This is a genomic window from Bradyrhizobium sp. LeoB3 (genome assembly GCF_055456055.1).
On sequence record NZ_JBVBEF010000105.1, the window covers coordinates 1 to 26,225 of the forward strand.

Annotated in this window: 22 protein-coding genes; 7 read left to right on the forward strand and 15 right to left on the reverse strand. The window is 63.6% G+C overall.

Going from position 1 to position 26,225, the window contains the following annotated elements:
* Window positions 1–132: 132 nt before the first annotated feature.
* A complete protein-coding gene (locus ACZXDY_RS37925; protein ID WP_464349054.1) occupies window positions 133–1,773 on the forward strand; it encodes a Spy/CpxP family protein refolding chaperone in 1,641 nt (546 codons plus the stop codon).
* Window positions 1,774–1,804: 31 nt separating this feature from the next.
* Here ACZXDY_RS37925 and ACZXDY_RS37930 read toward each other — a convergent pair whose 3' ends face one another.
* The 10 genes from ACZXDY_RS37930 to ACZXDY_RS37975 all read right to left on the reverse strand — a co-directional run bounded on the left by ACZXDY_RS37930 (window position 1,805) and on the right by ACZXDY_RS37975 (window position 12,401).
* Window positions 1,805–2,668 carry a sugar phosphate isomerase/epimerase family protein gene (locus ACZXDY_RS37930; RefSeq protein ID WP_464349055.1) on the reverse strand — a complete coding sequence of 288 codons (864 nt, stop codon included), beginning with the start codon at window positions 2,666–2,668 and terminating at the stop codon, window positions 1,805–1,807.
* Complete coding sequence (locus tag ACZXDY_RS37935) at window positions 2,668–3,861, reverse strand: dihydrodipicolinate synthase family protein (RefSeq protein WP_464349056.1); 1,194 nt, start codon at window positions 3,859–3,861, stop codon at window positions 2,668–2,670. Before ACZXDY_RS37935 ends, ACZXDY_RS37930 begins: the two co-directional genes overlap by 1 nt.
* A gap of 10 nt (window positions 3,862–3,871) precedes the next feature.
* The gene (locus ACZXDY_RS37940; RefSeq protein ID WP_464349057.1) at window positions 3,872–5,023 is read right to left on the reverse strand and encodes a Gfo/Idh/MocA family protein; all 1,152 of its coding nucleotides are present in this window, start codon (window positions 5,021–5,023) and stop codon (window positions 3,872–3,874) included.
* Complete coding sequence (locus ACZXDY_RS37945; RefSeq protein WP_464349058.1) at window positions 5,020–6,420, reverse strand: hypothetical protein; 1,401 nt, start codon at window positions 6,418–6,420, stop codon at window positions 5,020–5,022. Before ACZXDY_RS37945 ends, ACZXDY_RS37940 begins: the two co-directional genes overlap by 4 nt.
* A 119-nt stretch (window positions 6,421–6,539) precedes the next feature.
* A complete protein-coding gene (locus ACZXDY_RS37950; RefSeq protein WP_028165015.1) occupies window positions 6,540–7,385 on the reverse strand; it encodes an ABC transporter ATP-binding protein in 846 nt (281 codons plus the stop codon).
* A gap of 11 nt (window positions 7,386–7,396) precedes the next feature.
* Window positions 7,397–8,392: an ABC transporter substrate-binding protein gene (locus ACZXDY_RS37955; protein WP_051396830.1), complete on the reverse strand. Its 996-nt coding sequence runs from the start codon at window positions 8,390–8,392 to the stop codon at window positions 7,397–7,399.
* A 64-nt stretch (window positions 8,393–8,456) separates the two neighbouring features.
* On the reverse strand, window positions 8,457–9,266 hold the full coding sequence (locus ACZXDY_RS37960) for an ABC transporter permease (protein ID WP_028165017.1): 810 nt from the start codon (window positions 9,264–9,266) through the stop codon (window positions 8,457–8,459).
* A gap of 208 nt (window positions 9,267–9,474) precedes the next feature.
* Window positions 9,475–10,182, reverse strand: coding sequence for a TetR/AcrR family transcriptional regulator (locus ACZXDY_RS37965; protein WP_196237303.1), 708 nt, complete (start codon window positions 10,180–10,182; stop codon window positions 9,475–9,477).
* Between the two features lie 114 nt (window positions 10,183–10,296).
* A complete protein-coding gene (locus ACZXDY_RS37970; protein ID WP_464349059.1) occupies window positions 10,297–11,145 on the reverse strand; it encodes a VOC family protein in 849 nt (282 codons plus the stop codon).
* Window positions 11,142–12,401, reverse strand: coding sequence for a Glu/Leu/Phe/Val family dehydrogenase (locus ACZXDY_RS37975; RefSeq protein ID WP_464349060.1), 1,260 nt, complete (start codon window positions 12,399–12,401; stop codon window positions 11,142–11,144). The genes ACZXDY_RS37970 and ACZXDY_RS37975 overlap by 4 nt, the downstream gene beginning before the upstream one ends.
* 220 nt (window positions 12,402–12,621) lie before the next feature.
* Here ACZXDY_RS37975 and ACZXDY_RS37980 point away from each other — a divergent pair, with 220 nt between their 5' ends.
* Both ACZXDY_RS37980 and rbsK read left to right on the forward strand, forming a co-directional pair.
* Window positions 12,622–13,515 (forward strand): sugar kinase, encoded by an 894-nt coding sequence (locus tag ACZXDY_RS37980; RefSeq protein ID WP_464349061.1) that lies wholly within the window; start codon window positions 12,622–12,624, stop codon window positions 13,513–13,515.
* A gap of 15 nt (window positions 13,516–13,530) precedes the next feature.
* On the forward strand, window positions 13,531–14,442 hold the full coding sequence (rbsK, locus tag ACZXDY_RS37985) for a ribokinase (RefSeq protein WP_464349062.1): 912 nt from the start codon (window positions 13,531–13,533) through the stop codon (window positions 14,440–14,442).
* Between the two features lie 81 nt (window positions 14,443–14,523).
* Here the strand turns inward: rbsK and ACZXDY_RS37990 are convergent, their stop codons facing one another.
* The gene (locus ACZXDY_RS37990; protein ID WP_464349063.1) at window positions 14,524–15,744 is read right to left on the reverse strand and encodes an NAD(P)/FAD-dependent oxidoreductase; all 1,221 of its coding nucleotides are present in this window, start codon (window positions 15,742–15,744) and stop codon (window positions 14,524–14,526) included.
* A gap of 256 nt (window positions 15,745–16,000) precedes the next feature.
* On the opposite strand from ACZXDY_RS37990, the gene ACZXDY_RS37995 reads away from it, so the two are divergent.
* Window positions 16,001–16,789 (forward strand): enoyl-CoA hydratase/isomerase family protein, encoded by a 789-nt coding sequence (locus ACZXDY_RS37995; protein WP_464349064.1) that lies wholly within the window; start codon window positions 16,001–16,003, stop codon window positions 16,787–16,789.
* A 9-nt stretch (window positions 16,790–16,798) separates the two neighbouring features.
* Here ACZXDY_RS37995 and ACZXDY_RS38000 read toward each other — a convergent pair whose 3' ends face one another.
* The gene (locus tag ACZXDY_RS38000; protein ID WP_464349065.1) at window positions 16,799–18,505 is read right to left on the reverse strand and encodes an IlvD/Edd family dehydratase; all 1,707 of its coding nucleotides are present in this window, start codon (window positions 18,503–18,505) and stop codon (window positions 16,799–16,801) included.
* A 199-nt stretch (window positions 18,506–18,704) separates the two neighbouring features.
* On the opposite strand from ACZXDY_RS38000, the gene ACZXDY_RS38005 reads away from it, so the two are divergent.
* Window positions 18,705–19,283 carry an invasion associated locus B family protein gene (locus ACZXDY_RS38005; protein ID WP_464349066.1) on the forward strand — a complete coding sequence of 193 codons (579 nt, stop codon included), beginning with the start codon at window positions 18,705–18,707 and terminating at the stop codon, window positions 19,281–19,283.
* Here the strand turns inward: ACZXDY_RS38005 and ACZXDY_RS38010 are convergent, their stop codons facing one another.
* A complete protein-coding gene (locus ACZXDY_RS38010; protein WP_464349067.1) occupies window positions 19,284–20,105 on the reverse strand; it encodes an NAD-dependent epimerase/dehydratase family protein in 822 nt (273 codons plus the stop codon). It lies immediately after the preceding gene.
* A 103-nt stretch (window positions 20,106–20,208) separates the two neighbouring features.
* Between ACZXDY_RS38010 and ACZXDY_RS38015 the strand changes: the two genes are divergently transcribed.
* Window positions 20,209–21,171 (forward strand): SMP-30/gluconolactonase/LRE family protein, encoded by a 963-nt coding sequence (locus tag ACZXDY_RS38015; protein WP_464349068.1) that lies wholly within the window; start codon window positions 20,209–20,211, stop codon window positions 21,169–21,171.
* 53 nt (window positions 21,172–21,224) lie between these two features.
* On the opposite strand, the gene ACZXDY_RS38020 is transcribed toward ACZXDY_RS38015, so the two are convergent.
* Window positions 21,225–22,655 carry an aldehyde dehydrogenase family protein gene (locus tag ACZXDY_RS38020; protein WP_464349069.1) on the reverse strand — a complete coding sequence of 477 codons (1,431 nt, stop codon included), beginning with the start codon at window positions 22,653–22,655 and terminating at the stop codon, window positions 21,225–21,227.
* Window positions 22,656–22,848: 193 nt separating this feature from the next.
* On the reverse strand, window positions 22,849–25,215 hold the full coding sequence (locus ACZXDY_RS38025; protein ID WP_028165030.1) for a transketolase: 2,367 nt from the start codon (window positions 25,213–25,215) through the stop codon (window positions 22,849–22,851).
* 139 nt (window positions 25,216–25,354) lie between these two features.
* On the opposite strand from ACZXDY_RS38025, the gene ACZXDY_RS38030 reads away from it, so the two are divergent.
* Window positions 25,355–25,816, forward strand: coding sequence for an Lrp/AsnC family transcriptional regulator (locus ACZXDY_RS38030; protein WP_028165031.1), 462 nt, complete (start codon window positions 25,355–25,357; stop codon window positions 25,814–25,816).
* The last annotated feature ends 409 nt before the right edge of the window (window positions 25,817–26,225 follow it).

Sequence of the window (26,225 nt, forward strand, 5' to 3'; positions counted from 1 at the left end):
CCAACGCCCCACGTCGCCGCGCCGTCGCGCCCGGCCGCCCCACGCGTTGCTACGCCGCCGCAGCGTCCGGCGATGGCACCGCGACCGACACCCCATATCGCTACACCGTCGCGCCCGAGCACACCGCCGACGGTGAGCGAGCGGCCGCCACGACAGCAGCAGATCGAACAGCGCGCGCAACAGCGCGAGCAGCGCATCCAGCAGCAAAAGCAAATCGTGCAGGACCGGCAGCGCGAGACGCTTTCGCGCCAGACCGCGGATCGGCAGGGCCGCATCGACCGCCTCCAGCAGCGCGTGCAGCAACTGCAATCGCAAAAGGCAGAAGGCCCACGTGCACAGCGCGCGCAGGAGCGGTTGCTGCAGACCCAGAGCCGCCTACTCCAGCGCGAGCAGCGCATGCAGCAACAGGATCAGGCGCGCATGCAGCAGTTGGGACCGGCCGAACGGCCCGCCTCTGCGCAGGAGCGGCAGCGTGAGATGCTTTCGCGCCAGAGCGCCGAGCGCCAGACCCGTATCGATCGCCTGCAGCAGCGCGTGCAGCAATTGCAATCGCAAAAAGTAGAAGGCCCACGTGCACAGCGCGCGCAGGAGCGGTTGCTGCAGGCCCAGAACCGCCTGCTCCAGCGCGAGCAGTTCATGCAGCGACAGGATCAGGCGCGCCTGCAGAGCTTGGGACCTGAGCCTACTACCGTTGGGCGCGCGGCTTCTGTTGCCTCGGTTGCGGCTGCAGCACGCGGGCGATTTGCCGCACAGTTCCGGAGCAATGATGCCCTGCAAGCCCAAGCAGCGCTCACGGCCCGGGAGCAGGCCTGGGCCCCCCGCCATGCCTGGCGGCACGGCAAGCACGCCGTGTTTGTGGCCTGGCTCGGCCCGGTGTTCTGGCCCTACGCCTATTCCGACATCTTCAACTACACCTTCTGGCCCTATGCCTACGAACCCGGCTATTGGGCTTACGCTTACGACGACTTCGTCGACACCGTGTTCTGGGGTGCGGATAGCCGCTATTCTGCCTACGCCAGATCTCCGGACCCGGGCGCGCCGATCACCGAATACCGAGGCCGCGGACGCCCAAGCGCGAGCCCAGAGGCTCTGCGGCAAGTGTGCGAAGCTCCGGATAAGGGCGTGACCGCCTGGCCGATTGCCGACATCACGCGGGCCGTCCAACCGACTCCCGAGCAGCGCGCTCTGCTCGATGAATTGAAGATTGCGGCGGCAAAGGCTGCCGACGTGTTCAAGCAATCCTGCGGCGAATCCTATGCGCTGACGCCGCCCGGCCGCTTGCGGGCGATGACGAACCGCATCACCGCCACGCTCGAGGCGGTGAGGATCGTGCGGCCGGCGCTGGAGAGGTTCTATGACTCGCTCAACGATGAGCAGAAGGCACGATTCAATGCGCTCGGCCCGAATGTCGGCGATCGTTCGCAACAGCAGCCGCAGCGGGAAGCGTCCGAGGCCTGCGGCGATCCGAAGTCCAGCCTGACGCAGCTGCCGATCGAACGGATCGAAGCGGTGATACGCCCCGCGGGCAAGCAAAAGGATGCGCTCGACCGTTTGAGCAACGCGACGAAGAAAGCGGTTGCAGGGCTGCAAGCTGCCTGCCCGGACGAGGTGCCACTGACGCCGGTCGGACGGCTTGAGGCGATGGAAAAGCGGCTCGAGGCCATGCTGGAGGCAGCCGATTGGGTGCAAGCCAGACTGGACGAGTTCTATGCCACGCTGAGCAGCGAGCAGAAAGCGCGGTTCAACACGCTGCAGCAGACTGCAGGCCAATGACCACGCTTTCAGGGAGCCTTGAGTACCGACCCTAAACCGCGGTCCGGTGCCGCTCGATGCAGATCCGCAAGACCTCATCCATCGGCCGGCTCCACCAGTCGTTGGAAAAGACCTCGATCTCCGAATAGCCCGCATACCCTTGTGCTTCGACGGCCACGCGCACCGACTTGATGTCGATCACGCCGTCGCCCATCATGCCGCGGTCGTTGAGGATGTCCTTGGTCGGCACCAACCAGTCGCAGACATGAAACGCAAGCAACCGGTCTTTGCCCGCGCGCGCGATCTGGCCCATCAACTCCGGATCCCACCAGATGTGATAGACATCGAGCGCGACGCCGAGCATGCCGCTCCGCTGCGGGTCCAGCGCGTCGCAGATATCAAGCGCCTGCCTGGTCGTATTCACGCACGCGCGGTCGCCGGCATAGGCCGGGTGCAGCGGCTCGATTGCAAGCGGGAGCTTTGTCCCTCTCGCATATTCCAGCATCTCGGCGATCCCGTCATGCACCTGCGTGCGCGCTGCCGCTATGTCCTTCGAGGCCGCGCTGCCCGGCCGCGAATATTGCGGCAGGCCGCCGACCACAAGGACGATGCAGGAGGCGCCGAGCGCGGCGGCCTCGTCGACCGCGCGGCGGTTGTCGTCGCGCGCCTCAAGCCGATGCGCAGCGTCGGCAACGAACATGCCGCCGCGGCAATAGCCCGACAATTCGAGCCCGGCGTCGCGCACCGCACGCACAGCGCGATCGAGCCCGACGGCCGCGACCTGATCGCGCCAGGGATCGATGGCGCGGATGCCGTGGCGCGCGCAGGCTTCGATGATCTCGACCAGGTTGCCCTGCTTGCGGACCGTCGCCGTGTTCAGCGACAGCCAGCGGTGATCGGAAGAAAAATCGCGCATCAGGACTCAACGCCACGCGTTGCCAGCACCGTCTTCATCCGCCGCGTCGCCAATTCCGGATTGGCGAGCAGACCGGCAGCATCGGCGAGGCGGAACAGTTCGGCGAGATGCAGCGTCGAGCGCGTGCTCTCCTGCCCCCCGATCATGGTGAAGTGATCCTGGTGACCGTTGAGATAGGCCATGAACACGATGCCGGTCTTGTAGAACCGCGTCGGCGCCTTGAAGATGTGGCGCGACAGCGGCACCGTCGGCCCCAGCACGTCGTGGAAGCCGGCTTCATCGCCCGCCGCCAATCGCGACAGCGCATAGGATGCAGCCGGAGCGATCGCATCGAAGATGCCGAGCAGCGCATGCGAGAAACCCTGCTCGTCGCCGGCGATCAGTTCGGCATAGTTGAAGTCGTCGCCAGTATACATCTTGACGCGCGGATCGAGCCTCCGGCGCATGTCGATCTCGCGCTGCTTGTCGAGCAGCGAAACCTTGACGCCGTCGACCTTGCCTGCGTGAGCGTTGATGATGGCAACCGCGGTGTCCATCGCCTTGTCGAGATCGCTCGTACCCCAATAGCCCGCAAGCGCCGGATCGAACATGTCGCCGAGCCAGTGGATAATCACGGGCTCGCGGACCTGCGACAGCACGCGGCCGTAGACCTTGGCGTAGTCGTCCGCACTCCGCCCGAGCTTTGCCAACGCCCGCGAGCACATCAGGATGATGCGGCCACCGACCTTCTCGATCGCGGCGATCTGCTCCTCATAGGCGCGGATCACATCGTCCAGCGTCCTGGCGTCCTCCACCGCGAGGTGGTCGGTGCCAGCGCCGGAAAACACCAGCGCATTGCCTTTGGCCTTCGCCGCGCTCACCGAGCGCCGGATCAATTCCAGCGAGGTATTCCAGTCCAGTCCCATGCCGCGCTGCGCGGTGTCCATCGCCTCCGCGACGCCCAGTCCCAGATCCCAGACATGTTCGCGGAACGCGATCGTCCTGTCCCAGTCGACCGCGGCGGTCAGCCACGGATCGACGTCGGCGCGCGGGTCGGCGACGACATGCGCCGCCGAGAACGCGACGCGGTTCAGCGTTCCCTCGAGCTTGGCGGGAAAGGTCCGCGACGCCGCGAGACGATAGGTCTCGAGGCCGCCGCCGGAGGTCGGCAGTTTCAGGGAGAGCGAAGAGATCGGCGGGACGAGCCTGTTCATGATCCTGTCCTCACAGCCTGATCGGTTCGACGTCGATCCAGCGCCGCTCCTTCCAGCTCCGAAGCGCGCATTCGGCGAGCTGCACGCCCTTGGCGCCTTCGAGCAGCGTGTATTTGTAGGGCGCGTCCTCGCAGACGTGGCGGATAAACATCTCCCACTGCTCCTTGAAGCCGTTGTCGTAGACGTCATTCTCAGGCAGCTTCTGCCAGTCGGCATAGAAATCGTGCAGCCGCTTCTCGTCCGGATTCCACACCGGCCGCGGCGTCGCCTGCCGAGCCTGGATCACGCAGTCGGTCAGCCCCGCAACAGCCGAGCCATGCGTGCCGTCGACCTGGAAGGTGACGAGATCGTCGCGATAGACCCGCGTCACCCAGCTCATGTTGATATGCGCGATCACGCCGCCCTTGAGCTGGAACGTGGCATAGGCGGAATCATCGGCGGTGGCCTTGTAGGCCTTGCCCTTCTCGTCATAGCGCTCGGGGATATCTGTCGTGCCGAGGCAGGAGATGCTCTGCACCTCGCCGAAGAGGTTGTCGAGCACGTAGCGCCAGTGGCACACCATGTCGAGGATGATGCCGCCGCCGTCCTCAGTGCGGTAATTCCACGACGGTCGCTGCGCTTCCTGCCACCCGCCTTCAAACACCCAGTAGCCGAACTCGCCACGCACCGAGAGCATGCGGCCGAAGAAGCCGGAGTCGCGCAGGAAAGCGAGCTTCTTCAAGCCCGGCAGGAACAGCTTGTCCTGCACCGTGCCGTGCTTGAGGCCCTTGGCGTTGGCGAGCTTCACCACCGCGATCGCCTCTTCCAGATTGGTCGCGATCGGCTTCTCGCAATAGACATGCTTGCCGGCATTGATCGCCTTGGCCAGCAGCGAGGGCCGCGCCTGGGTGGTCGCAGCGTCGAAGAACACGGTGTCGTTGGGATCAGCCAGCGCCTTGTCCAGGTCGGTGGTGACCCGCGCGATATCGAAGCGCTTGGCAAGCGCGCCGACCTTTTCGGCGTCGCGGCCGACCAGGATCGGATCGGGCATGATGCGGTCGCCATTCGACAGCAGCACTCCGCCTTGGTTGCGGATCGCGACGATCGAGCGGATCAGATGCTGGTTGAGCCCCATCCGGCCTGTGACGCCGTTCATGATCAGGCCGAGACGTTTGGTGGTCATAATGCTTGCTCCTGCAGAATTCTTGCTATTGGCCTCGCCAGCGGCGACAGGGTGGACCAGTCCGGATGCACTGACGTGGCAAAGCCCGGCGTCGTCAGCGATCCCGTCATGAGATCACCGTCATGGATAGCGAGGCGCACTTTGCGGTCGCGGACGTAGAGATCGGGATGCGCCGACAGGAATGCCTCCGCCTCGGCGGTGGGGGTCTCGGCAAAGCCGTCGACATAGTGATGCCCGTTGCGCTCGGCATGGGTGACGCCGATCAGCGCGCCGAGCGCGAGGTCCTGCTGCACGGCAAGCCCCGCCTGGCAGGTCAGGTCCTCGCCGCTGACGAAAAACGCATCGCCATCCGCGCTCCATTTGGCCGCGCGCGTCGCGTTGACGATCGACTTGTAGAGACCCTTGCAGGATTTCGAGGAGATGCCGCGATAGCCGAGCGCCCGCGCCGCCGGAAACGCATCGTAGGAATCATCGGCCTCGTCAATGATGAAGCCGCCTTTAGCCAGCGCGCCGAGCGGCGAGGCCTTGGTGATGTCGCGCGGCATCGGCTGCTCGATATAGAGCAGCTTTGCAGCGATCGGCTGTATTGCGTGATCGCGGTCGAGGCGGTCGACCAGAGTGGCGAGCGCCGCAAGGTCGGCATATTGCTCGTTGGCATCGAGCGTAACCTTGTAGTCGTAAGGAAGCGTCGCCAGCTCATTGCCGATCCGGATCAGCCGCGCCGCATCATGTTCGGGATCGCCGTTGAGCTTGAGCTTGAAATAGCGCGCGCCGGCGTTTTCCCTTGCGTCGGCAACGCCGCCCTCGCCTTCGATCTTGTCGTCGAGGCCAACGGTGTGCCGGATCGCGACCCGCTCAAGCCGCTTGCGCCCGGCGAGGAAAGCCGCGATTTCACCGTCAGCCAGATCGGGCGATAGCCGCGCATCGATGCCGGCAACGTTCTGCGCCATGCCGTCGAAGAAATTGACGCCGACGGAGCGGAGCAGCGCATCCAGGATCGCCTTGTCGATTTCCGCCGGTCCATAGGCTGCCGCCAACGGTGGAATGTCCTCGCGTGCGCACGCCGCGACTTGCGCGCCGATGCAGGCGGCATGCAGGCCGAACGCGGTGTCAAAACCGGAATGGGCGAGATAGAATTCGCGCGCGATCAAGAGCGACCGCCGCAGCTCCTGCACCGTTTCGTCCGGCGTAAGCTCTGGCCGCTTGTCGAACCATTTCGGCACAAGGAATTCGGCGCTCGCACCTAGCGCCCGGCCCTTCCCCTCCACCTCGATCTCAACCCGCACGAAGGCTTGGGGCGTCGCGTTGACCACGACCGCGCCGAAGCAGAACGGCCGGGCAAAGCTAACCGGACGTTCGAACAGGGCAATATCTCGGACAACGAGACGGGGCGGCATCAGCTTCAAACCTCGGCAGTCTGATGCATTTTGGACGAACGGATCCGCGGGGCTCCACCTCTCCCCAGCGGGGAGAGGTGGGAGGATGCCGCGCCAGGGTGACTCGATCCCTGCATGTCCTAGTCCAGCGATCCCTGGGTGAAGAAGTGCTTGCGGATGCGCTGCACCAGCTCGGTGAAGACCGGATCGGACATTGCATCCAGCGAGCGCGGCCGCGGCAGCGGCACGTCGTAGATCGCCGCAATCGCGCCGGGACGCTCGGTCATCACGAGCACACGGTCGGCAAGGAACACAGCCTCGGGAATCGAGTGCGTGATCAACAGCACCGTCTTGCCGGTCTCGCGCTGGATCCGCATCAATTCCACATTCATGCGCTCGCGGGTCATCGCGTCCAGCGCGCCGAACGGCTCGTCCATCAGCATGATCTTCGGGTCATGCACCAGCGCGCGGCAGATCGAGGCGCGCTGCTGCATGCCGCCGGAGAGCTGCCACGGCAGCTTCTTCTCGAAGCCTTCGAGGCCGACCAGCTTCAGAAGCTCCTTCGCGCGCGGCAGGTATTTTTCCCGCGGCAGCTTCTTCATGTCGATCGGCAGCATCACATTGGAGAGGATGTTCCGCCACGGCAGCAGCAGCGCGTGTTGGAACACGATACCGACATTGCCGTGCGGCTTGGTCACCGGCTCGCCCTCGACCAGGATCTCGCCTGATGTCGGCGGCAGCAGTCCGGAGATCATCTTCAGCAAAGTCGATTTGCCGCAGCCGGATGGGCCGACCACGACGAAGAACTCGCCTTGATTGATATGGAAGTCAAGCGGCCGTAGCGACGGCACGTCGCCGTCGCGAGAGCGGTAGGTCTTGGAGACTCCGGACAGCTTGATGCCGGATGCCTCTCCGGCGGCACGGTCGGACACCAGCCGCAGATGCGCGGCTGGTTGATCCACATGGCTCTGTGTCGCCGGCTTCATTGCAGGTGCTTTCACGAGTCGCCCTTCGGCAGATAGTCGTTAGTGTAGAAGGCCTTCGGATTGTCCTTGGCCTTGGCATCGAGCCCGCCATATTCGACCATGAGGTCGACGGAGTCTTTCATGTTCTGGTCGGTGACCTGGAACGGCCGCTTGGTCTTGGTTTCATCGGTGCGATAGAGCGGGATCGTCAGTTCAAAGCCCTGCGTCAGCGTGTCGATCTTGCCGCCCTTGGGGTTGGCATCGAGGATCGACTGCGCCGCCGCCTTCGGCTCCTTCTCGGCGGCTTCCACCGCCTTGGTCGTCGCCGACATGAAGCGGCGAACGAGATCGGCATTCGCCTTGACATAGTCGCTGTTGGCGATGATGCCCGAGGAGACCAGATGGATACCGTAATCGGCGAACTTGATCGGATAGACGTCCTTGCCGGTGGCGTCCTTGATCTTCATCGACTGGTCCATGACATAGCCGAGCAACATATCGGCCTGACCGTTGATGACCGCATTCAGCTTGGTCTGGCCGTCGCCGGCAACCGTCTGGAAGTCGCTCTCCTTCAGGCCGGTCTTCTTCAGGAACAGCGGCCAAATCTGCGTCATCGAATCGGCCGGCGTGATCGCAACCGTCTTGCCCTTGATATCCTCTGGCTTCCTGATGTTCTTGTCGACGAAGCCCATCGCCGACATCGGGCTGGTCTGCAGGAGTACGCCGGTCGCGATGACGGGCGCGCCCTTCACCGCCGCGCGCATCATGGTGGGAATGTCGACATAACCGAAATTGGCGGTCTTGGCGGCCACCGCCTGCGTGGTCGCGGCCGAGCCGCGGCCTTCCTGGATCTCGAGATCGATGCCCTCGGCGGCATAGATGCCCTTGGCCTTGCCGTAATAGAACGGCGCGTGCTCGCCATAGACATACCAGTTGAGCATCAGCACCACCTTGTCGGCGGCCGATGCCGGAAGCACCGACATCGCCGTCCAGGTCAGCGTCGCCAAGACCACAGCTATCAGTCGCATCTTGTTCTCCTCCCTCTCCCCGTCATTGCGGGCGAAACCTCTTGTTGTTGTCCTTCCGGATAACTCACGAAGCGAAAATAATGTCCTCGCGCTGGCTGACATGCCAGGGAATAACCAGGCGTTCGATGCGGTCGACGATCCAGAACAGGATGACGCCGAGCAGCGCCAGGATCACCAGCGCGGCGAACATCGTGGGCAGGTCAAAGGTTCCGATCGAGCGCTGCATCACATAGCCGATGCCGGAATTGGAGCCGACGAACTCGCCGACGACGGCACCAACCACCGCCAGCGTAACCGACACTTTCAGGCCGGAGAAGATCGCGGGCATCGCATGCGGCAGGTTGACAGCACGGAACACCTGGAAGCGGCTGCCCTGCATCGCACGCGCGAGATCGACCATGTCAGGGTCAACAGACTTGAATCCCTGCACCGCCGAGACCACCACCGGGAAGAAACCGAGCAGGAACGCCGAGATCACTTTGGGGATGATGCCGAACCCGAACCAGACCACGAACAGCGGCGCGATCGCGATCTTCGGCACCGACTGCGAGAACACCAGAAGCGGATAGACATAACTCTCCACCGTCCTCGACCCCGCGATCAGCATCGCGACGGGAATGCCGAACAGTGCCGACAACAGGAAACCACAGACCGTCGCATAGGTCGTCGGCCACGACTGCCGCAGCAGCTCCGGCCAGTCTGTCTGCAGCACGGCGACGACGTCGCCCGGCGACGGGATCTGGTAGGCGGGAATGTGGAACAGGCGGATGGCGAGGTCCCACGCCGCCACAATGAACACCAGGAACAGAAATGGGCGCACCCACGCCGCATTCAGCAGCCTCGACAGGCCACCCGCTTCCTTGCTCTCCGCCACGTTCCGCTTCCCTGCTTGACCGTTTCTAGGACCGGAAATTAACCCGTTGGATAAATACTGTCCAGCCCGATTTCGCGCGGCATTTTGAGCGCATTTGGTCGTCATGCCCCGGCTTGACCCGGACATCCACGCCTTATGGACTTGGAAAAACGTGGATGGCCGGGTCAAGCCCGGCCATGACGACGCGATGCAACAATTTCGAGCTTCGCTAAACCGCCTGCTGCGCGGTCACCTGCAGCTTCGGCGCCTTGCTCTTGCCGAACGCTGCGATCGACTTCCCCGTCAACGCCGCCAGCACCAGTGCAATCATGTGCTCCAGCCGTTCATCGCGAGCGTCCTTCGACAAGAGATCACGGCCGAAGATCACGCTCAGCGTCGCGCTGTTGGAGAGATAGAAGAAGGCAAGCGCGGCGATCGAGATATAGAGCTGCACCGGATCGACCGCGGCGCGGAAATCGCCGCTCTTCACGCCGCGTGTGACCACCGTGCGGATCATCTCGACGAACGGCGAATGCATCGATTTGACCTTGGTCGAACGCTTCAAATGCCGCGCTTTCGCAAGATTCTCGGTATTCAGCAGCGCCAGGAATTCCGGATTGCGGATGAAATAGTTCCAGGTGAAATCGATCAGCCGCGCGATCGCCTCCGGCGGCTCGAGATGTTCGAGATCAAGCCCGCGTTCTTCGGCGCGGATCTTCTCATAGGCGCCTTCGAGCACCTCGAGGTAGAGGTCCTCCTTGTTGCCGACGTGGTAATAGAGCATGCGCTTGTTGGCGCCGGCCTTCTTGGCGATGCTGTCGACGCGCGCGCCGGCGAGCCCATGAGTGGCGAACTCGGCCTTCGCCGCCTCCAGGATGCGCAGCCGCATCCCCTCGGGGTCACGCTGCCACTTCAGAACTCGCTTTGCCTTGGCCAATCGGATCGCTCAATTCAGTCGGAATGTTGGATGTAGCACGCCCGACGGCGTTTGAGAATGAATCTCCGCGGTCACGGTGACGTAGGATGGGTAGAGCGAAGCGAAAGAGAATCGTTACGCCACGACGGGGGCGGACGGCTGCACCAGCAGCGTCGGGACGCTGCAGGTGCCACTGTGCACGGTCATCACGCGCGTGCCCGGCTTGCGGCCGGTGCGGATTTCGGAGACGTCGACGCCGGCGGCAGCGAGCCGCGCATGGGTGGCATCGATGTCGGTGACGCGCCAGCAGATGCCGCGCAGGCGGTCGGGTGCATCGGCCTCGGTCTTGCCGGGCTTGTGCGCGACCTCGACGATCAAATCGCCGCAGCGGAAGAACATCAGCCGGCCCCAATCTGCGTGCGAACGATCCAGCGCCATGTCGAGGCCGAGGCGGGCGCCATAGAGCGCGGCGGCGCGTTCGGGATCGGCGGTCGCAACCACCACGTGATCCATGGCGGTGATCCCCGCGGGCTGGGTGCGCACCGAGAGCGGGCGCTCCTGCTCCCGCTCGAGGAAGAACATCCGCACGCCGCGCGTCGCATCAGTGGCGGCGCGGGTGCGCTTCCAGGACAACGTCGCGCCGGAAATCTCGTCCTGGCTCTCCACCTCCGAGACCGGCTCCGGCCGCAGCGTCAGCCGCTCCAGCCTGCGATGCATCTTTTCGATATCGTTGGTGCGGAAGCACAGGCTCGCTAACCCCTCGCCCTGCGATGCCAACACGGCGCGAATCCGGCCCGCATTCTCGCCCTCGCCGCTCGGCGCCATCAATTCCACCGATGTGTTGTCCAGCGTGAACAGCACCCGCGCCGCGCCGCCGCTGACGTTCTTCCACGCTGGCGAGCGTGCGAACAGCGTCTCATGAGCCGCTGTCGCCGCCTCGATATCGCCGGTGAGGACGACGACATGGTCGAGCGCGGTGATCATGGGAACAGCCCCCGCGTGTTCTTGGCGGCACGGACTTTCTCCACACCGATCGCCATCGCCGCGGTGCGATGCGGGATGTTGTCCGTCTTCGCGCGCTTCAACATCGTCTCGAAGGCGCGGTCGAGGATCTGGTATTCGCGTCGCATCACCTCCTCCTCTTCCCAAAACAATTGCTGCAGATCCTGCACCCATTCGAAGTAGCTAACCACCACGCCGCCGGAATTGCAGAGGATATCGGGAATGAGGAATATTTCATCTCGACGCTTGTCCAGGACAAGATCGGCCTCCGGCGTGGTCGGACCGTTGGCGCCTTCCGCCAGCACGCGGCACCTGAGCTTGCCGGCGACGCGAGCGTCGATCACGCGCTCCATCGCGGCCGGCACCAGCACGTCGCAGGGCAGCGTCAGCACCTCGGCCGGATCGAAATGCAGTTCGTTGGAGAAGCCCGCGATGCTGCCATGGAGCTGCGCATGGTGCATCAGCGCCGGGATGTCGAGGCCCTTCTCGTCATAGAGCGCGCCGGTATGGTCGGAGACCGCTGTTATCTTGAGGCCGTAGTGATGCAACTCCAGCGCGGCATAGGAACCGACATTGCCGAAGCCCTGGACTACGGCGGTGGCGCCGGAGAGATTGATCCCAAGCTCCTTCAGCACGCGCCTGGCGAGATAGGCGACGCCGCGGCCGGTCGCCTCGCGCCGGCCGAGCGTGCCGCCGGAAGAGACCGGCTTTCCCGTGACGATCTCGGTCACAGTCTGGCCCTGGTACATCGAGTAGGTATCCATGAACCAGGCCATCACCTGCTCATTGGTGCCCATGTCCGGGGCCATCACATCGGTGTGGGGGCCGACGAAGGGAATCATCTCCTGCATGTAGCGCCGCGACAGCGACTCCAGTTCACGCTTGGAGATCTGCGTCACGTCGACATTGACCCCGCCCTTGGCGCCGCCATAGGGAAGACCGACAAGGGCGCATTTCCAGCTCATCCAGATCGCGAGTGCGGCGACCTCGCCGATATCGACCGAGGGCGCGAAGCGGGTGCCGCCTTTGGTCGGGCCCATGGTGAGATGGTGCTGAACGCGATAGCCCTCGAACACCGCCACCGTGCCGTCATCGCGGTGGATTGGGCAGGAGACCGTCACCGAGCGTTTCGGCATCAGCAGCCGGTCGCGCTCGTCCATGGGGATTTCGAGATGGTTGGCGATCACGTTGAACTGGTTCGTCGCCATCTCGAACACCGGCCCGGAATATACGGTCATCGCCCTACCCCCATTGTATTGCAACCAGGAACTCGGGACAGCCACCGTCCGTTATCGGACGGCATGCTGGCAAACGCCGGAACGGTGGTAGTCCGCTCACTTGGCCATCTCAAGCCGCAAAGACGGCATGGTTGCGAATAATTTCGGCGAACGCACATAATATCCGGTGCTAAGCTGAAGCTGCCGCCGGGACCACCCATCACCTCACGACGGAAAACGAATGCAGGCCCTCTTCATCGGACAGACCTATATCGACGTCACCTTCATCACCGACCATCTGCCGACCGGCGACGAGAAACATGTGGCCGACGCCTATGCGGTCTCCTTCGGCGGCAATGCCGTCACTGCGGCATTTTGCTGCGCCAAGCTCGGCATCGTGCCGGACCTGATCGCCACGATGGCGAATGATTGGCTCGGGCGGATGTTCTGGGACATGGCCGCGAAGTACGGAATCTCCGTCCATCCGCGCAAGGTCAACTCATCCTCGCTGTCCTTCATCATGCCGAAGGATGGCAAGCGCGCCATCGTCCGCTGCCGCGACGACGAGCATATTCATCCCTTCCCGCTGTTGAACCTGAAGGGCTGCCGCGCGCTGCATATCGACGGCCACCAGCCGGACGCTGCCATTCATTATGCAAAGCTTTGCCGCGAGGATGGCATCCTGACCTCGCTCGACGGCGGCGGCCTGCGCACCAACACCCATGAGCTATTGGAATATATCGACGTCGCGATCGTCGCCGAGCGCCTCTGCGAGCAGATGGACCTGACGCCGGAAAAGATGCTCGATTATCTCAAGGGCCGCGGCTGCCGGGTTGGCGGAGTGACGCAGGGCGAGAAGGGCCTGCTCTGGTATGACGAAGCCGGCGTGGTCCGCACCACGCCTGCGCTGCCGATCCCGCGCGAGCGCGTGATCGACACCAACGGCGCCGGCGATGTGTTCCATGGCGCCTATATCTATTCCTATCTCGCCCATCCCGGCAAAACCTGGAGCGATCATTTCGAGTTCGCGCGCGCGGCGTCGACCTACAAGATCCAGAAGCTCGGCAACGAGGCAGGCCTGCCGACGCTTACCGACATCGAGGCGGTGAAGCGGGAGTTCCAGATCAACGCGTAAGGGAGCGCTCTTGGCATGCGGCGGGTTTTCGTCGCCGGCAGCATCAACATGGATGTGGTCGCAACCGCCGAGCGTCACCCGCGCGTCGGCGAAACCGTCGCGGGCAGCGCTGTGCTCTATTTCCCCGGCGGCAAAGGCGCCAACCAGGCCGTCGCCGCCGCCAAGCTCGGCGCGCCAACCACGCTGATCGGCCGGCTGGGCAAGGACGCTTTCGGAGAGCAGTTGCGGACGTTCCTCGCAGCCCAAGGCGTCGACCTCAGCTTCGTCAAGGACACGCCCGAGGCGCATACGGGCACCGCGATCATCACCGTCGCGGATGCGGATAACACCATCGTCGTGGTGCCCGGCGCGAATGCACTGGTCGATGCCGGCAACGTCGCAATGCCCGTGCTGGCAAAGGGCGACATTGCGGTGAGCCAGTTCGAAATCCCGCAGGCGGCTATCACCGCCTTCTTCAAGAGCGCCCGCGCCGCCGGTGCTACCACGGTCCTCAATCCCGCACCGGCCAGGAAATTCGACGGCGAATTGCTCGACCTCGTCGATATTCTCGTCCTCAACGAAACCGAACTGGGCTTGCTGACGGGACGCGAGCTGCGCGACAACGACGATTACACCCGCTTTATCGATGCCGCCCATTCATTGGCGGGAAGCGACAGAATCATCTGCGTCACGCTCGGCAAACGCGGCGTGCTGGCGCTGGTCAAAGATGAGCCGCTGATCGTGGCCGGGCGCGAGGTCGAGGCGATCGACACCACGGGCGCCGGCGATTGCTTCGTCGGCGCACTGGCCTCGCAACTCGCCGGCGGAAACAATCTTCGTGATGCGCTGGGTTACGCCACCGCCGCCGCATCCATCTGCGTGCAACGAATGGGCGCCGCGCCATCGATGCCGACTGCGGCAGAGGTTGCGAATATACTCAACACGTAGGGTGGGCAAAGCGTAGCGTGCCCACCATTTCATGCTGTGCTCTCGAAGGTGGGCGCGCTGCGCTTTGCCCACCCGACAAATTCACTTCAATGCGCTCTTGAGATCAAACGACGGATCGGCCGCCTGCTCCGGCGTGATCGAGCCGCCAGCGCCGAGCAATCTTCGGCCGAACATATGGTCGCCGGCACGGTTGACGGATTCGATGCCGACGAGATGGCCATCGCGATAACAAAATGCCGAGAACTGTCCCTGCTCGCGATCACCGCGCACCACGACGCGATCATAGCCGGTGGTCAGGCCTGCCATCTGCAATTTGTCGGGCCCCTGGTCGCTCCAGAACCACGGCAGCCCATCATAGGCTTTCGCATGGCCCGTGAGCCGCGCGGCGACGCAGCGGGCATGGTCGGTCGCGTTCTGCACCGACTCCAGCCGTAGCGAGCCGCCGAACCGCTCGCTCTTGTAGAGCGCGCAATCGCCGATGGCCGAGATATTCGGATCCGAGGTGAGCAGATGCTCGTCGACGATGATGCCGGACGCCACCGGCAAGCCGGCTTCCGCCGCGATCTCGACATTCGGTAACACACCGACGCCGACCACGACGAGGTCGGCCGGGATATGCCGGCCGTCGCTGAGGCTGACGCCGGTCACCCTGGCGCCATCGGCCTCGATGCTCGTGACCTGAACGCCGAGATGGATGCGGATGCCGGCGGCCGTATGCCACGACTGGAAGTAGCCGGAGATTTCCGCCGTCACCGCGCGCGCCATGACGCGTCCCGCCAGTTCGACCACATCGACCTCAAGCCCCTTCGCGCGCGCGGTTGCGGCGAACTCCAGCCCGATGAAGCCGGCGCCGATCACGACGACGCGCAGGCCGGGCTTGAGCAGATGTCGCAACGCTTCGCTCTCGTCCAGGGTACGCAGGTAGCGCACCGCTTCCAGATTGGCATTGGGGATATCGAGCAGCCGGTTGCGTGCGCCGGTCGCAAGCACCAGGTGCCCGTAATCGAGCGACGCGCCGGAATGGAGCATGATCTTTCGCGCAGCACGATCGATCGACACGGACCGATCGGTGATCAGTTCGATGCCCTGGTCGAGATAGAATTTTCCCGGTCGGAACATCAGCGTCGCCGGCCCGCCGGTTCCCTTGAGGTAAGCCTTCGACAAAGGCGGACGCTGGTATGGCAGATGGCCTTCGTCATTGATGAGCGCGATGCGCTCGGCAAAGCCGTCCTGCCGCAGGGACGCCGCTAGCTGGAAGCCGGCATGCCCCGCGCCGACGATGATCACCGGTCCTGTCGTCATCGCAACAATCCAGTTACGAGCGCGCTGAAGCGACCCATGCCATTTCCTCACTTAGATGTTGGCTTGTTCGCGTCGTCCGTGCGGCGCTCGTGTCCGCGTCCCGAACGATGGCAGGCGCCATTTGGCCTCATGCTTTGCCGCGATGCAAGAGTGTTTCCGGCGGCGAAACCAAATAAGGCGGCATTTTATGGAGAGTGGGATTGTCACCCCTGCGATCTGCGCCTTAAATGTCGGCCAACCATCCCGGAGGCCGCTCATGCCAACACCCTCTGCTACCGACCCGGCGCTGCTTAACATCGACGGCGCGATTGCGACAATTACCCTCAACCGGCCGGCGGCCTTCAACGCGATCGATCTGTCGATCGCAAAGAAGCTCGAGCAGTTTGGCGCTGAAGTCGAGGGCAACGACAATATCCGCGTGCTGGTGATCGAAGGCGCGGGCCGCGCTTTCTGCGCCGGCGGCGATCTGCAAACCATTGGTGCTGCGGTCGAAGCTGACAAGGTCATGCCGGTGGTCGGCGAGCTGCTCAAGCACTACCACGCCTTCATCGCGGCTCTCCGGCGGATGCCCAAGCTCGTGCTGGCGAGCGTGCACGGTTCGGCGGCCGGCGCCGGCCTGTCGCTCGCCTTCGTTGCCGATCTCTGCATCGCGGCCGAAGACGCCCGCTTCACGCCGGCCTATGCCAAAATCGGCGTCTCGCCCGATGGCGGCGGCACCGTCGGACTTGCCGCGAGCGTTGGGCCTCGCCGTGCGCTGCAGATATTCCTGGCCGAGGACGGTTTTTCGGCGGCGCAGGCTTACGATTGGGGCCTCGTCGCGAAGGTGGTTCCGGCAATCGAGCTGAAGGCCGCGACACGCGAGTTTGCGCTGAGGCTCGCGCAGAATGCGCCGGCAGGGCTGGCCGCGACCAAGGCCCTGATTCACCGCGCGCCGACGACGCCGATCCAGGCGCAACTCGACGCCGAGCGCGACGCCATCATCGACTGCATGCAGACGGATGAATTCCGCATCGCCGTGAAAAAATTCACCAGCAAGTCGAAATAAGTTGGAGTCCTACTCCTTCCCACCGACGCGCATGAAATCGAAATCGCAGCCTTCATCGGCCTGCAAGATGGTCTCGTTGAAGAGGTGCGCATAGCCGCGCTTCGCCCAATCGGGCGTAGCCCGCGGGGCCAGCGCGGCGCGGCGCTTCTGCAATTCGGCCTCGTCGACCAGAAGATCGATGCGGCGCTTGGCGACATCGAGCTGGATCATGTCGCCGTTCTTCACGAGCGCCAGCGGACCGCCGACGGCCGATTCAGGCGTGATGTGCAGCACGATGGTGCCGAACGCCGTGCCGCTCATGCGCGCATCCGAAATCCGCACCATGTCCTTCACACCGGCACGTGCAAGCTTCCTGGGGATCGGGAGATACCCTGCCTCGGGCATGCCGGGCGCACCCTTGGGTCCGGCGTTGCGCAGCACCAGCACGTCGTCGGCGGTGACATCCAATTCGGGATCATCGACGCGGAGCGTCATGTCTTCGACGGATTCGAACACGACGGCGCGCCCGGTATGCTGCAACAGCTTCGGGCTCGCGGCGGACTGCTTGATGACTGCGCCGCGCGGCGCCAGATTGCCGTGCAGGATCGCCATCGCGCCCTCGGCCTTGATCGGATTCTGGCGCGAGCGGATCGCATCCTGCCCCGGCACGTCCTCGGCTGCCGCAACGACCTCGCGCAGCGTCTGCCCCGTGATGGTTTTCGCATCGAGATGGATGAGATCGCCGAGCTGCGCCATCAGCTTCGGCACGCCGCCGGCATGATGGAAATGCTCCATGTAATGCTCGCCCGATGGCTTCAGGTCGACCAAAACAGGCACCTCGCGGCCGAGCTTATCGAAAGCTTCGAGGTCGATCTTGTGCGGCGAGCGATGTGCGATGGCAGTCAGATGGATGAGACCATTGGTCGAACCGCCGATCGCCTGCAATACGACCTGCGCATTGCGGAACGAGGCCGGCGTCAGGATTTCGCTCGGCTTCGGCCCCTTGGCCTTTGCCATCGCGGCGGCGGTCCTGCCGCTCGCTTCCGCGGAGCGGAAGCGCTCAGCGTGCGGCGCCGGGATCGTCGCACTCATCGGCAGCGACAGTCCGAGCGCCTCGGTGACGCAGGCCATGGTGGAGGCGGTGCCCATCACCATGCAGGTGCCGACCGAAGGCGCGAGCCGGCCGTTGACCGCCTCGATCTCGTTATCGTCGATCTCGCCAGCCCGGTATTTCCCCCACAACCGCCGGCAATCGGTGCAGGCCCCTAACACCTCGCCCTTGTGATGGCCGACCACCATCGGTCCGACGGGGATGACGACCGTCGGCAGATCGGCGCTGACCGCGGCCATGATCTGCGCCGGCAGCGTCTTGTCGCAGCCGCCAATCACGACCACCGCGTCCATCGGCTGGGCGCGGATCATCTCCTCCGTGTCCATCGCCATCAGATTGCGCAGATACATCGAGGTCGGATGGGCAAAGCTCTCGGCAATCGAGATCGTCGGGAACACGAACGGCATCGCACCTGACAGCATCACGCCGCGCTTCACCGCCTCGAGGATCTGCGGGACGTTGCCGTGGCAGGGATTGTAGTCGCTATAGGTATTAGTGATGCCGACGATCGGACGATCGAGCGCGTCGTCCGAATAGCCCATCGCCTTGATAAAGGCTTTGCGCAGGAATAGCGAGAACCCGGCGTCGCCATAGCTCGTCAGCCCCTTGCGCAGACCTTCAGCCATTTTCTTGTTTCCTTCGGTTACAGTGCAGGCACTAAAGGAGCCTGGCAGATTGTTGTCAACGTTGGATACCTAGCTACCCGGCAGGGCTAGCCGAACATCCAAAGGGTCGTATCTAATCGATTATTATCTCCGGCGCATCACGGGCGACAACAAAGACGCAATAGCAAACCAGGCTCATCGCAATCGGGACGGCGTGCTCATGAAATTCGTGCATATGTTACTTTCGTCGATCACAGCATATCTCACACTCCTTAGCGCAGGCTTGGCTGCCGATCCTCGCGCCACGCAGCTCGCATACCAGCCGTGGATCAAAATTTGTCTGAACAACAACGCAAACTGCTTCGTCGGGATCGGTGCAAGCGGTTCATGTCAGCCGGCCGGCGGCAGCCTTACAATCGCCTTACAGAACGACGGCGCGACCTTGTCCGCGCAGTTCGGAACGAGACGCGGGCTCGACGGACCAATCAGTGTTCAGATCGACCAAGATGACCCGATTTCCATAGCCAATCCTCGTTGTTACCCCACCAGCTGCGTAGGCACACTTAAGATTGACAACGAACTCATCGGGCGATTGAAGCGCTCTCAAACGATAACCTCAAAAGCGCTCGATACGAACGGCCAAGAGATCAAAATCCTGTTTTCCTCGGTTGATTTCGCCAAAGTCTACGACGGACCAGGAAGTGAACCTCGCGTATTTGAAGAAGCCCAGCAAAGTTTAAAGGAATTGCAGCGGCAGCGGCCGGAGGAGTTCAAGCAACTTCCTCCATGCGAAGACTGACTATTTCTTCCAATCGATGATCCTTCCCTCATCACCGTCGAACTCCATGCCGCAGAACGCGCCGCCCTGGTAGAAGTCGCTGACCGGATCGGGTGGCAGCTTGGCCTGCTCGGCCATTGCGTGCTCGCGGAACTCCTCCGCGCGGCCGGTCGGGCGATAGCCGAGATCGTAGGCACGGTGATTGTCCCACCAGGCGCGTTCGTTGTGGGAGGCGCCGTAAAAGATCTCGAAATGGATATCGGGATGCTCGAGCCCGATGCGGCAGAGCTGCACCAAGTCCTCCGGCTTCAGCCAGATCGAGAGCCGGCGATGATCGAGCGGTTTGTCACCGAAATTGCCGATCCTCAGGCAGGTCACGTTCAAACCGTGCTTGTCGGCATAGAGCGCGCCGACCGCCTCGCCAAAGACCTTGCTGACGCCGTAGCGGCTGTCGGGACGCGCAGTGACATCGGTGCCGATACGGTGATGGCGCGGATAGAAGCCGACCGCGTGGTTCGAGGAAGCGAAGATCACGCGCTTCACGCCCTTCTTGCGAGCGGCCTCGAACAGATTGTAGCAGCCGATGATGTTGGACTGCAGGATGGAATCCCAGGGGCCCTCGACCGAATAGCCGCCGAAATGCAGGATGCCGTCGACGCCCTCGCAGATCGCCTCGACCTGCGCGAGGTCGGCGAGATCGGCAGGCTTGAATGTTTCGTTTGCGCCCAGATCGGTTGGCGCCTTGAGATCGCTGAGCACGAGGTCGGGATAGATCGGCGGCAGCAGCTTGCGCAGGCTGGAGCCGATACCGCCGGCTGCGCCGGTCATCAGGATGCGTGGCATTTCGTCCCCCGTTTCTTCGCTCGTTGTTTCCGCCGATTTGCGGTCGGTGTCTGACAATGATAGCAAAATGAGGCGCGAGGAAACATCACAACGAGAACAGCAAATGTCCGATACGCATCCCGCCGGCTGGCGTCCGGCGACGTTCTATCCCGATCCCGCGATCCATGCGCTCGATCCGCGCTTCGAGAAATACTGGCTCAAGCTCTCGGCGGTGGAACGGCTGACCACCGGCCTACGCTGGGCCGAGGGCCCGGTCTGGTTCGGTGACGGGCGTTATCTCCTGTGCAGTGACATCCCCAACCAGCGCATCATCAAGTGGGAAGAGGAAACCGGCGCGGTCAGCATCTTCCGCAAGCCCTCCAACTTCGCCAATGGCAACACCCGCGATCGGCAGGGCCGGCTCGTCACCTGCGAGCACGGCGGCCGCCGCGTGGTGCGCACCGAATATGACGGTTCGATCACGGTGTTGATCGACTCCTTTGGCGGCAAACGGCTGAACTCGCCCAATGACGTTGTCGTGAAGTCCGACGGATCGATCTGGTTCACCGATCCCATCTTCGGCCTGCTCGGCAACTATGAAGGCTACAAGGCCGAGCCCGAGATCGATGCCAACGTCTACCGGATCGACGGCGAGACCGGCAAAGCGACCATCGTCGCCGAGGGCGTCCTGGGGCCGAACGGGCTGTGCTTCTCGCCGGATGAGAAGATCCTCTACATCGTGGAATCCCGCGGCGCGCCGAACCGCAAGATTCTTGCCTATGACGTCGCGCCTGGTGGCGACAAGATTGCCAACAAGCGCGTCTTCGTCGATGCCGGCCCGGGCACGCCCGACGGCATGCGCTGCGACATCGACGGCAACCTCTGGTGCGGCTGGGGCATGGGCGATCCCGAACTCGATGGCGTCGTCATCTTCGCGCCCGACGGCGTCATGATCGGCCGGATCGCGTTGCCGGAACGCTGCGCCAACCTCTGCTTCGGCGGCCTCAAGCGCAACCGCCTGTTCATGGCCGCCAGCCAGTCGATCTATGCGCTTTATGTGAACACGCAAGGCGCGCTCGGCGGGTAGAAACACGGCGCCGGAGCGAGAGCCCCGACGCCGCAATGGTGTCGTGAAAGGGTTTACGCCGCGTTGAAGCCGGCGACGGCCTTCACCTCGAGATATTCTTCCAGGCCGAACCTGCCCCATTCGCGGCCGTTGCCGGACTGCTTGTAGCCGCCGAACGGCGCGGTGCGTTCGTTCGGAACGCCCTGCAGGTTGACGTTGCCGGCGCGGATCTGGCGACCGACCTTGCGCGCACGCTCAACCGTGCCGGCGGAGACGTAGCCCGCGAGACCATAGGGCGTGTCATTGGCGATGCGCACCGCGTCTTCCTCGTCCTTGGCGCCGATGATGGTCAGCACCGGCCCGAAGATTTCCTCGCGGGCGATCGTCATCTCGTTGGTGACGTCGGCGAAGATGGTCGGGCGGACGTAGAAGCCCTTGTTGACGCCCTCCGGCAGGCCAGGACCACCGGCGACAAGCGTTGCGCCTTCGTCGATGCCTTTCTGGATCAGCGCCTGGATCTTGTCCCACTGGCCGCGGTTGACGACCGGGCCGATGGTGGTGCCGTCGGCGCGGGGATCGCCGGCCTTGGTCTTGTCGGCGACGCCCTTGGCGATCGCGGCCACTTCCTTCATCTTCGACAGCGGCACGATCATCCGCGACGGCGCGTTGCAGGACTGGCCGGAATTGTTGAACATGTGCATGACGCCGCCGGTCACCGCCTTTACAAGGTCGGCGTCGTCGAGGATGACGTTCGGCGACTTGCCGCCAAGTTCCTGGCTCACGCGCTTGACGGTCGGCGCGGCGCGCTTGGCGACATCGACGCCGGCGCGGGTCGAACCGGTGAACGAAATCATGTCGATATCAGGATGCTCGCTCATGGCGGCGCCGACTTCGGGGCCAAGGCCGTTGAGCAGGTTGAACACGCCCTTCGGCACGCCGGCTTCATCGAGGATCTCGGCGAAGATCAGCGCCGAGGTCGGCGTGAACTCGGACGGCTTCAGGATCATGGTGCAGCCGGCCGCCAGCGCGGGCGCGACCTTGCAGGCGATCTGGTTCAAGGGCCAGTTCCAGGGCGTGATCATGCCGATGACGCCGACCGGCTCGCGCACGATCACGGCGGTGCCCATGGTCTCCTCGAACTCGTACTTCTTGAGGACTTCTAAAGTGTTCATGAGATGGCCGAGGCCAGCGCCGGCCTGCAGCTTCTCCGCCATCGGGAGCGGGGCGCCCATCTCGTCGGAGACGGCGGCGCCGATCTCCTTCATGCGGCGCTTGTAGATCTCGACGATCTTGGTCAAAAGCGCGACGCGCTCCTCGCGGCTGGTCTGCGAATAGGTCTCGAAGGCGCGCTTGGCGGCAGCCACAGCCTTGTCGACGTCGACCTTGGAGCCGAGCGCCACCTCATACATCGCCTCTTCGGTCGCCGGATTGATGACGGGGGTGGACTTCTTGACGACGGGATCGACCCAGGCGCCGTCGATATAGAATTGCAGGCGGTTGACCATCGGAAACCTCTTGTGCGGGGCGTATGGAGAACAGAACGGAAGCGTTCGGCAGGCATCCTTGCACGAAAGCTTGATCAGTTGAACCCGCCATATGCGGTGGCGCCGCGATGCGGCGGACACCGGATATAAGATCAGCCTTGCGATGGTGGCAAGACGGCTCGCTGTCGCTCCCTCCCCTCTCCGTCCTCCTGCCTTACACCGCCATTTTGCGGTGCCGCACCGGGGCCCCGATGGTTACCGCTTCGGCGGCATCGATGATGGCGTTGGCGTCGATGCCGTGGTGGCGATAGAGGTCGCCGATCGAGCCGGTCTGGCCGAAATGCTCCACCCCCAATGCCTCGACGCGATGGCCGCGCACGCTGCCTAGCCAGCCGAGCGAAGCCGGATGGCCATCGAGCACGGTGACGAGACCGCAGTCGCGGTGCAGGACCGAGAGCAGCTTTTCGACATGGCTGAGATGCTGCACGCCGCGCCGGTCACGACGCAAATTCCGTGCCGCGGTCCATCCGGCATGAAGCCGGTCAGCGGAGGTGATGGCGAGCAGGCCGACATCGCGATGGCTCTCGCCGATGAAACCAACCGCCTCGATCGCCTCCGGCGCAACCGTGCCGGTATAGGCAACCACGATATCACAGTTCGGCCCCGGCCGCCGCAGCCAATAGGCGCCGTCGGTGATGTCGCGCTGCAGTTCGCCCGTCATGATCCGCTGCGGCTGCTCGATGGTCCGGGTCGACAGCCGCAAGTAAACCGAGCCGCCCTCGCCGCCCTCACGCTGCATGTGCTGGAAGCCCCATCCCATCATCACCGCGAGTTCGTCGACGAAGGCAGGCTCGAATGCGGTGAGCCCATCCTGGCCGATGCCGATCAGCGGCGTCTTGATCGACTGATGCGCGCCGCCTTCGGGCGCCAGCGTCACGCCCGATGGCGTCGCCGCCACCATGAAGCGCGCATCCTGGTAGCAGGCATAGTTCAGCGCATCGAGGCCGCGCTCGATGAAGGGATCGTAGAGCGTGCCGACCGGCAGCAGCCGCTCGCCGTTAATCTGGTGCGACAACCCGAGCGCCGAGAGCAGGATGAACAGGTTCATCTCGGCGATCCCGAGCTCGAAATGCTGTCCCTTCGGCGAATATTCCCAGGTGTAGGCGGAGGGAATCTTCTCCTGCCGGAACAGATCGTGGTTCTCCGCCTTCGCGAACAGGCCGCGGCGGTTGACCCAGGCGCCGAGATTGGTTGACACCGTGACATCGGGCGACACCGTGACGATGCGCGAGGCGAGCGCACTATCACCACGGGCGATCTCGTTCAGCACCAGGCCAAAGCCCTGCTGCGTCGACATCTGCGCCGACGGCTTGTAGGCAAGTTGCGGCGGCACTTCAATCTGAGGCGCCTCCAGCCGGCGCCGTCCCTCGCGGTTGAATGGCGCCTCGCCCAGGAACGCTTCGAGCGCGGCCGGATCCTGCGACAGGCCTTCGAACTTCTCCCACTCATGGCCCGGCCGGATGTTCTGGCTCGCGCGCCATTTCTCCATCTGCGCGACCGTCATCAAGCCGGCATGGTTGTCCTTGTGGCCCTGGAACGGCAGGCCGACGCCCTTGATGGTGTAGGCGATGAAGCAGACCGGACGATCGTGATCGATCGCCTCGAACGCCTCGATCATACTCGCCATGTCATGGCCGCCGAGATTGGACATCAGCGCCAGCAGCTCCTCATCGCTGCGGCGGTCGATCAGGGCCGAGACCGGTCCCTGGTCGCCGATGTCGTCCTGCAGATGCTTGCGGAAGGCAGCGCCGCCCTGGAAGCAGAGCGCGGCATACATCTGGTTCGGGCAATTGTCGATCCAGCGCTTCAACGCCTCCCCGCCCGGCTCGGCGAAAGCCTCGAGCATCAGCTTGCCATATTTGACGATGACCACGTCCCAGCCGAAATTGCGGAACATGGTTTCGAACTTGGCCCACAATCCTTCGCGCACGACGGCATCGAGCGACTGCCTGTTATAGTCGACCACCCACCAGGTGTTGCGCAACCCGTGCTTCCACCCTTCGAGCAGCGCCTCGAAGATGTTGCCCTCGTCCATCTCGGCATCGCCGACCAGCGCGATCATGCGGCCTTCGGGACGGTCCTGCATCCAGCCGTGCGATTTGACGTAGTCCTGCACCAGCGAGGCGAACAGCGTCTGCGCCACGCCGAGCCCGACCGAGCCGGTGGAGAAATCGACGTCGTCGACGTCCTTGGTGCGCGATGGATAGGACTGCGCGCCCTTGTAGCCGCGAAAATTCTCCAGCTTCTCGCGGGTCTGATGCCCGAACAGATACTGGATCGCATGGAACACAGGGCTCGCATGCGGCTTCACCGCGACGCGGTCCTGTGGGCGCAGCACCGAGAAATAGAGCGCCGACATGATGTTGGCGAGCGAGGCTGATGATGCCTGGTGGCCGCCGACCTTCAGCCCATCCGCATTGGCGCGGATGTGGTTGGCGTGATGGATCGTCCATGACGACAGCCAGAGCACCTTCCGCGCCAGCGCGGACAACAGTTCCAGGCGAGCGGGCGCAATTCCCATGATCGTGCTCCGGGCGTGATTCAAATATGCGCCGATTTTAGCGGTGTCGCCATCGGCAAAAATCTCAATTTCTTGCGACATACCGTCCAGGATTGGGATAAATTCCCACGTCCTGCTTCCAAACTGCGAGTTCATCCCAATGCCAGCGCTAGACGCCATCGACCGCAAGATCCTCAGCCTGCTGCAGACCGACAGCCGCATGACCATGCAGGAGCTCGCCGACAAGGTCGGCCTGTCGGTCTCGCCGTGTCACCGCCGCGTGAAGCTCCTGGAAGAGCGCGGCGTGATCACGCGCTATATCGCCACCGTCGACCAGAAGGCGCTCGGGCTGCATGTCAGCGTCTTCATCTCGATCAAGCTGGCGCGGCAGAAGGAGGAAGACCTCAACCGCTTCGCGCGCGCGATCTCGAAATGGGACGAGGTTCTGGAATGCTATCTGATGACGGGCAACCGTGACTATCTCCTGCGCGTCGTCGCCGCCGACCTCTCCTCCTATGAAGCGTTCCTGAAGAACAAGCTGACGCGGCTCGACGGTATCGCCTCGATCGAGTCGAGCTTTGCATTGAGCCAGGTGAAGTATTCGATCGCGCTGCCGGTGTGAGGTGCTGTTGCGATCCCGTAGGATGGGTAGAGCGCAGCGAAACCCATCGCGATGGAACAAGCCGCGCGAATGATGGGTTTCGCTCCGCTCTACCCATCCTACGACTCTGTCGTCCCCGCGAAGGCGGGGACCCATAACCACAGGGAGCTGTTGTGGCGCGAGCGAGCGGTTGCAGCGGAGCACATCACCAAAGCCTGTGGTTATGGGTCCCGGGTCAAGCCCGGGACGACGGGGTGAGAGCTGATTCAACTGTCAAACAGCGTGAGGATGTGAGTTCGCATTGTCGCGGCGCCATGCGTCCGAGCTTTGCTTTACTTTCCACCCTCTCACCAAACAGAGGGCGCAGGGAAAGCCGGGTGCCGGTTGCACCCATGGGTCCCGTGCAACAAAAAGCACGGGGGTAGGACCA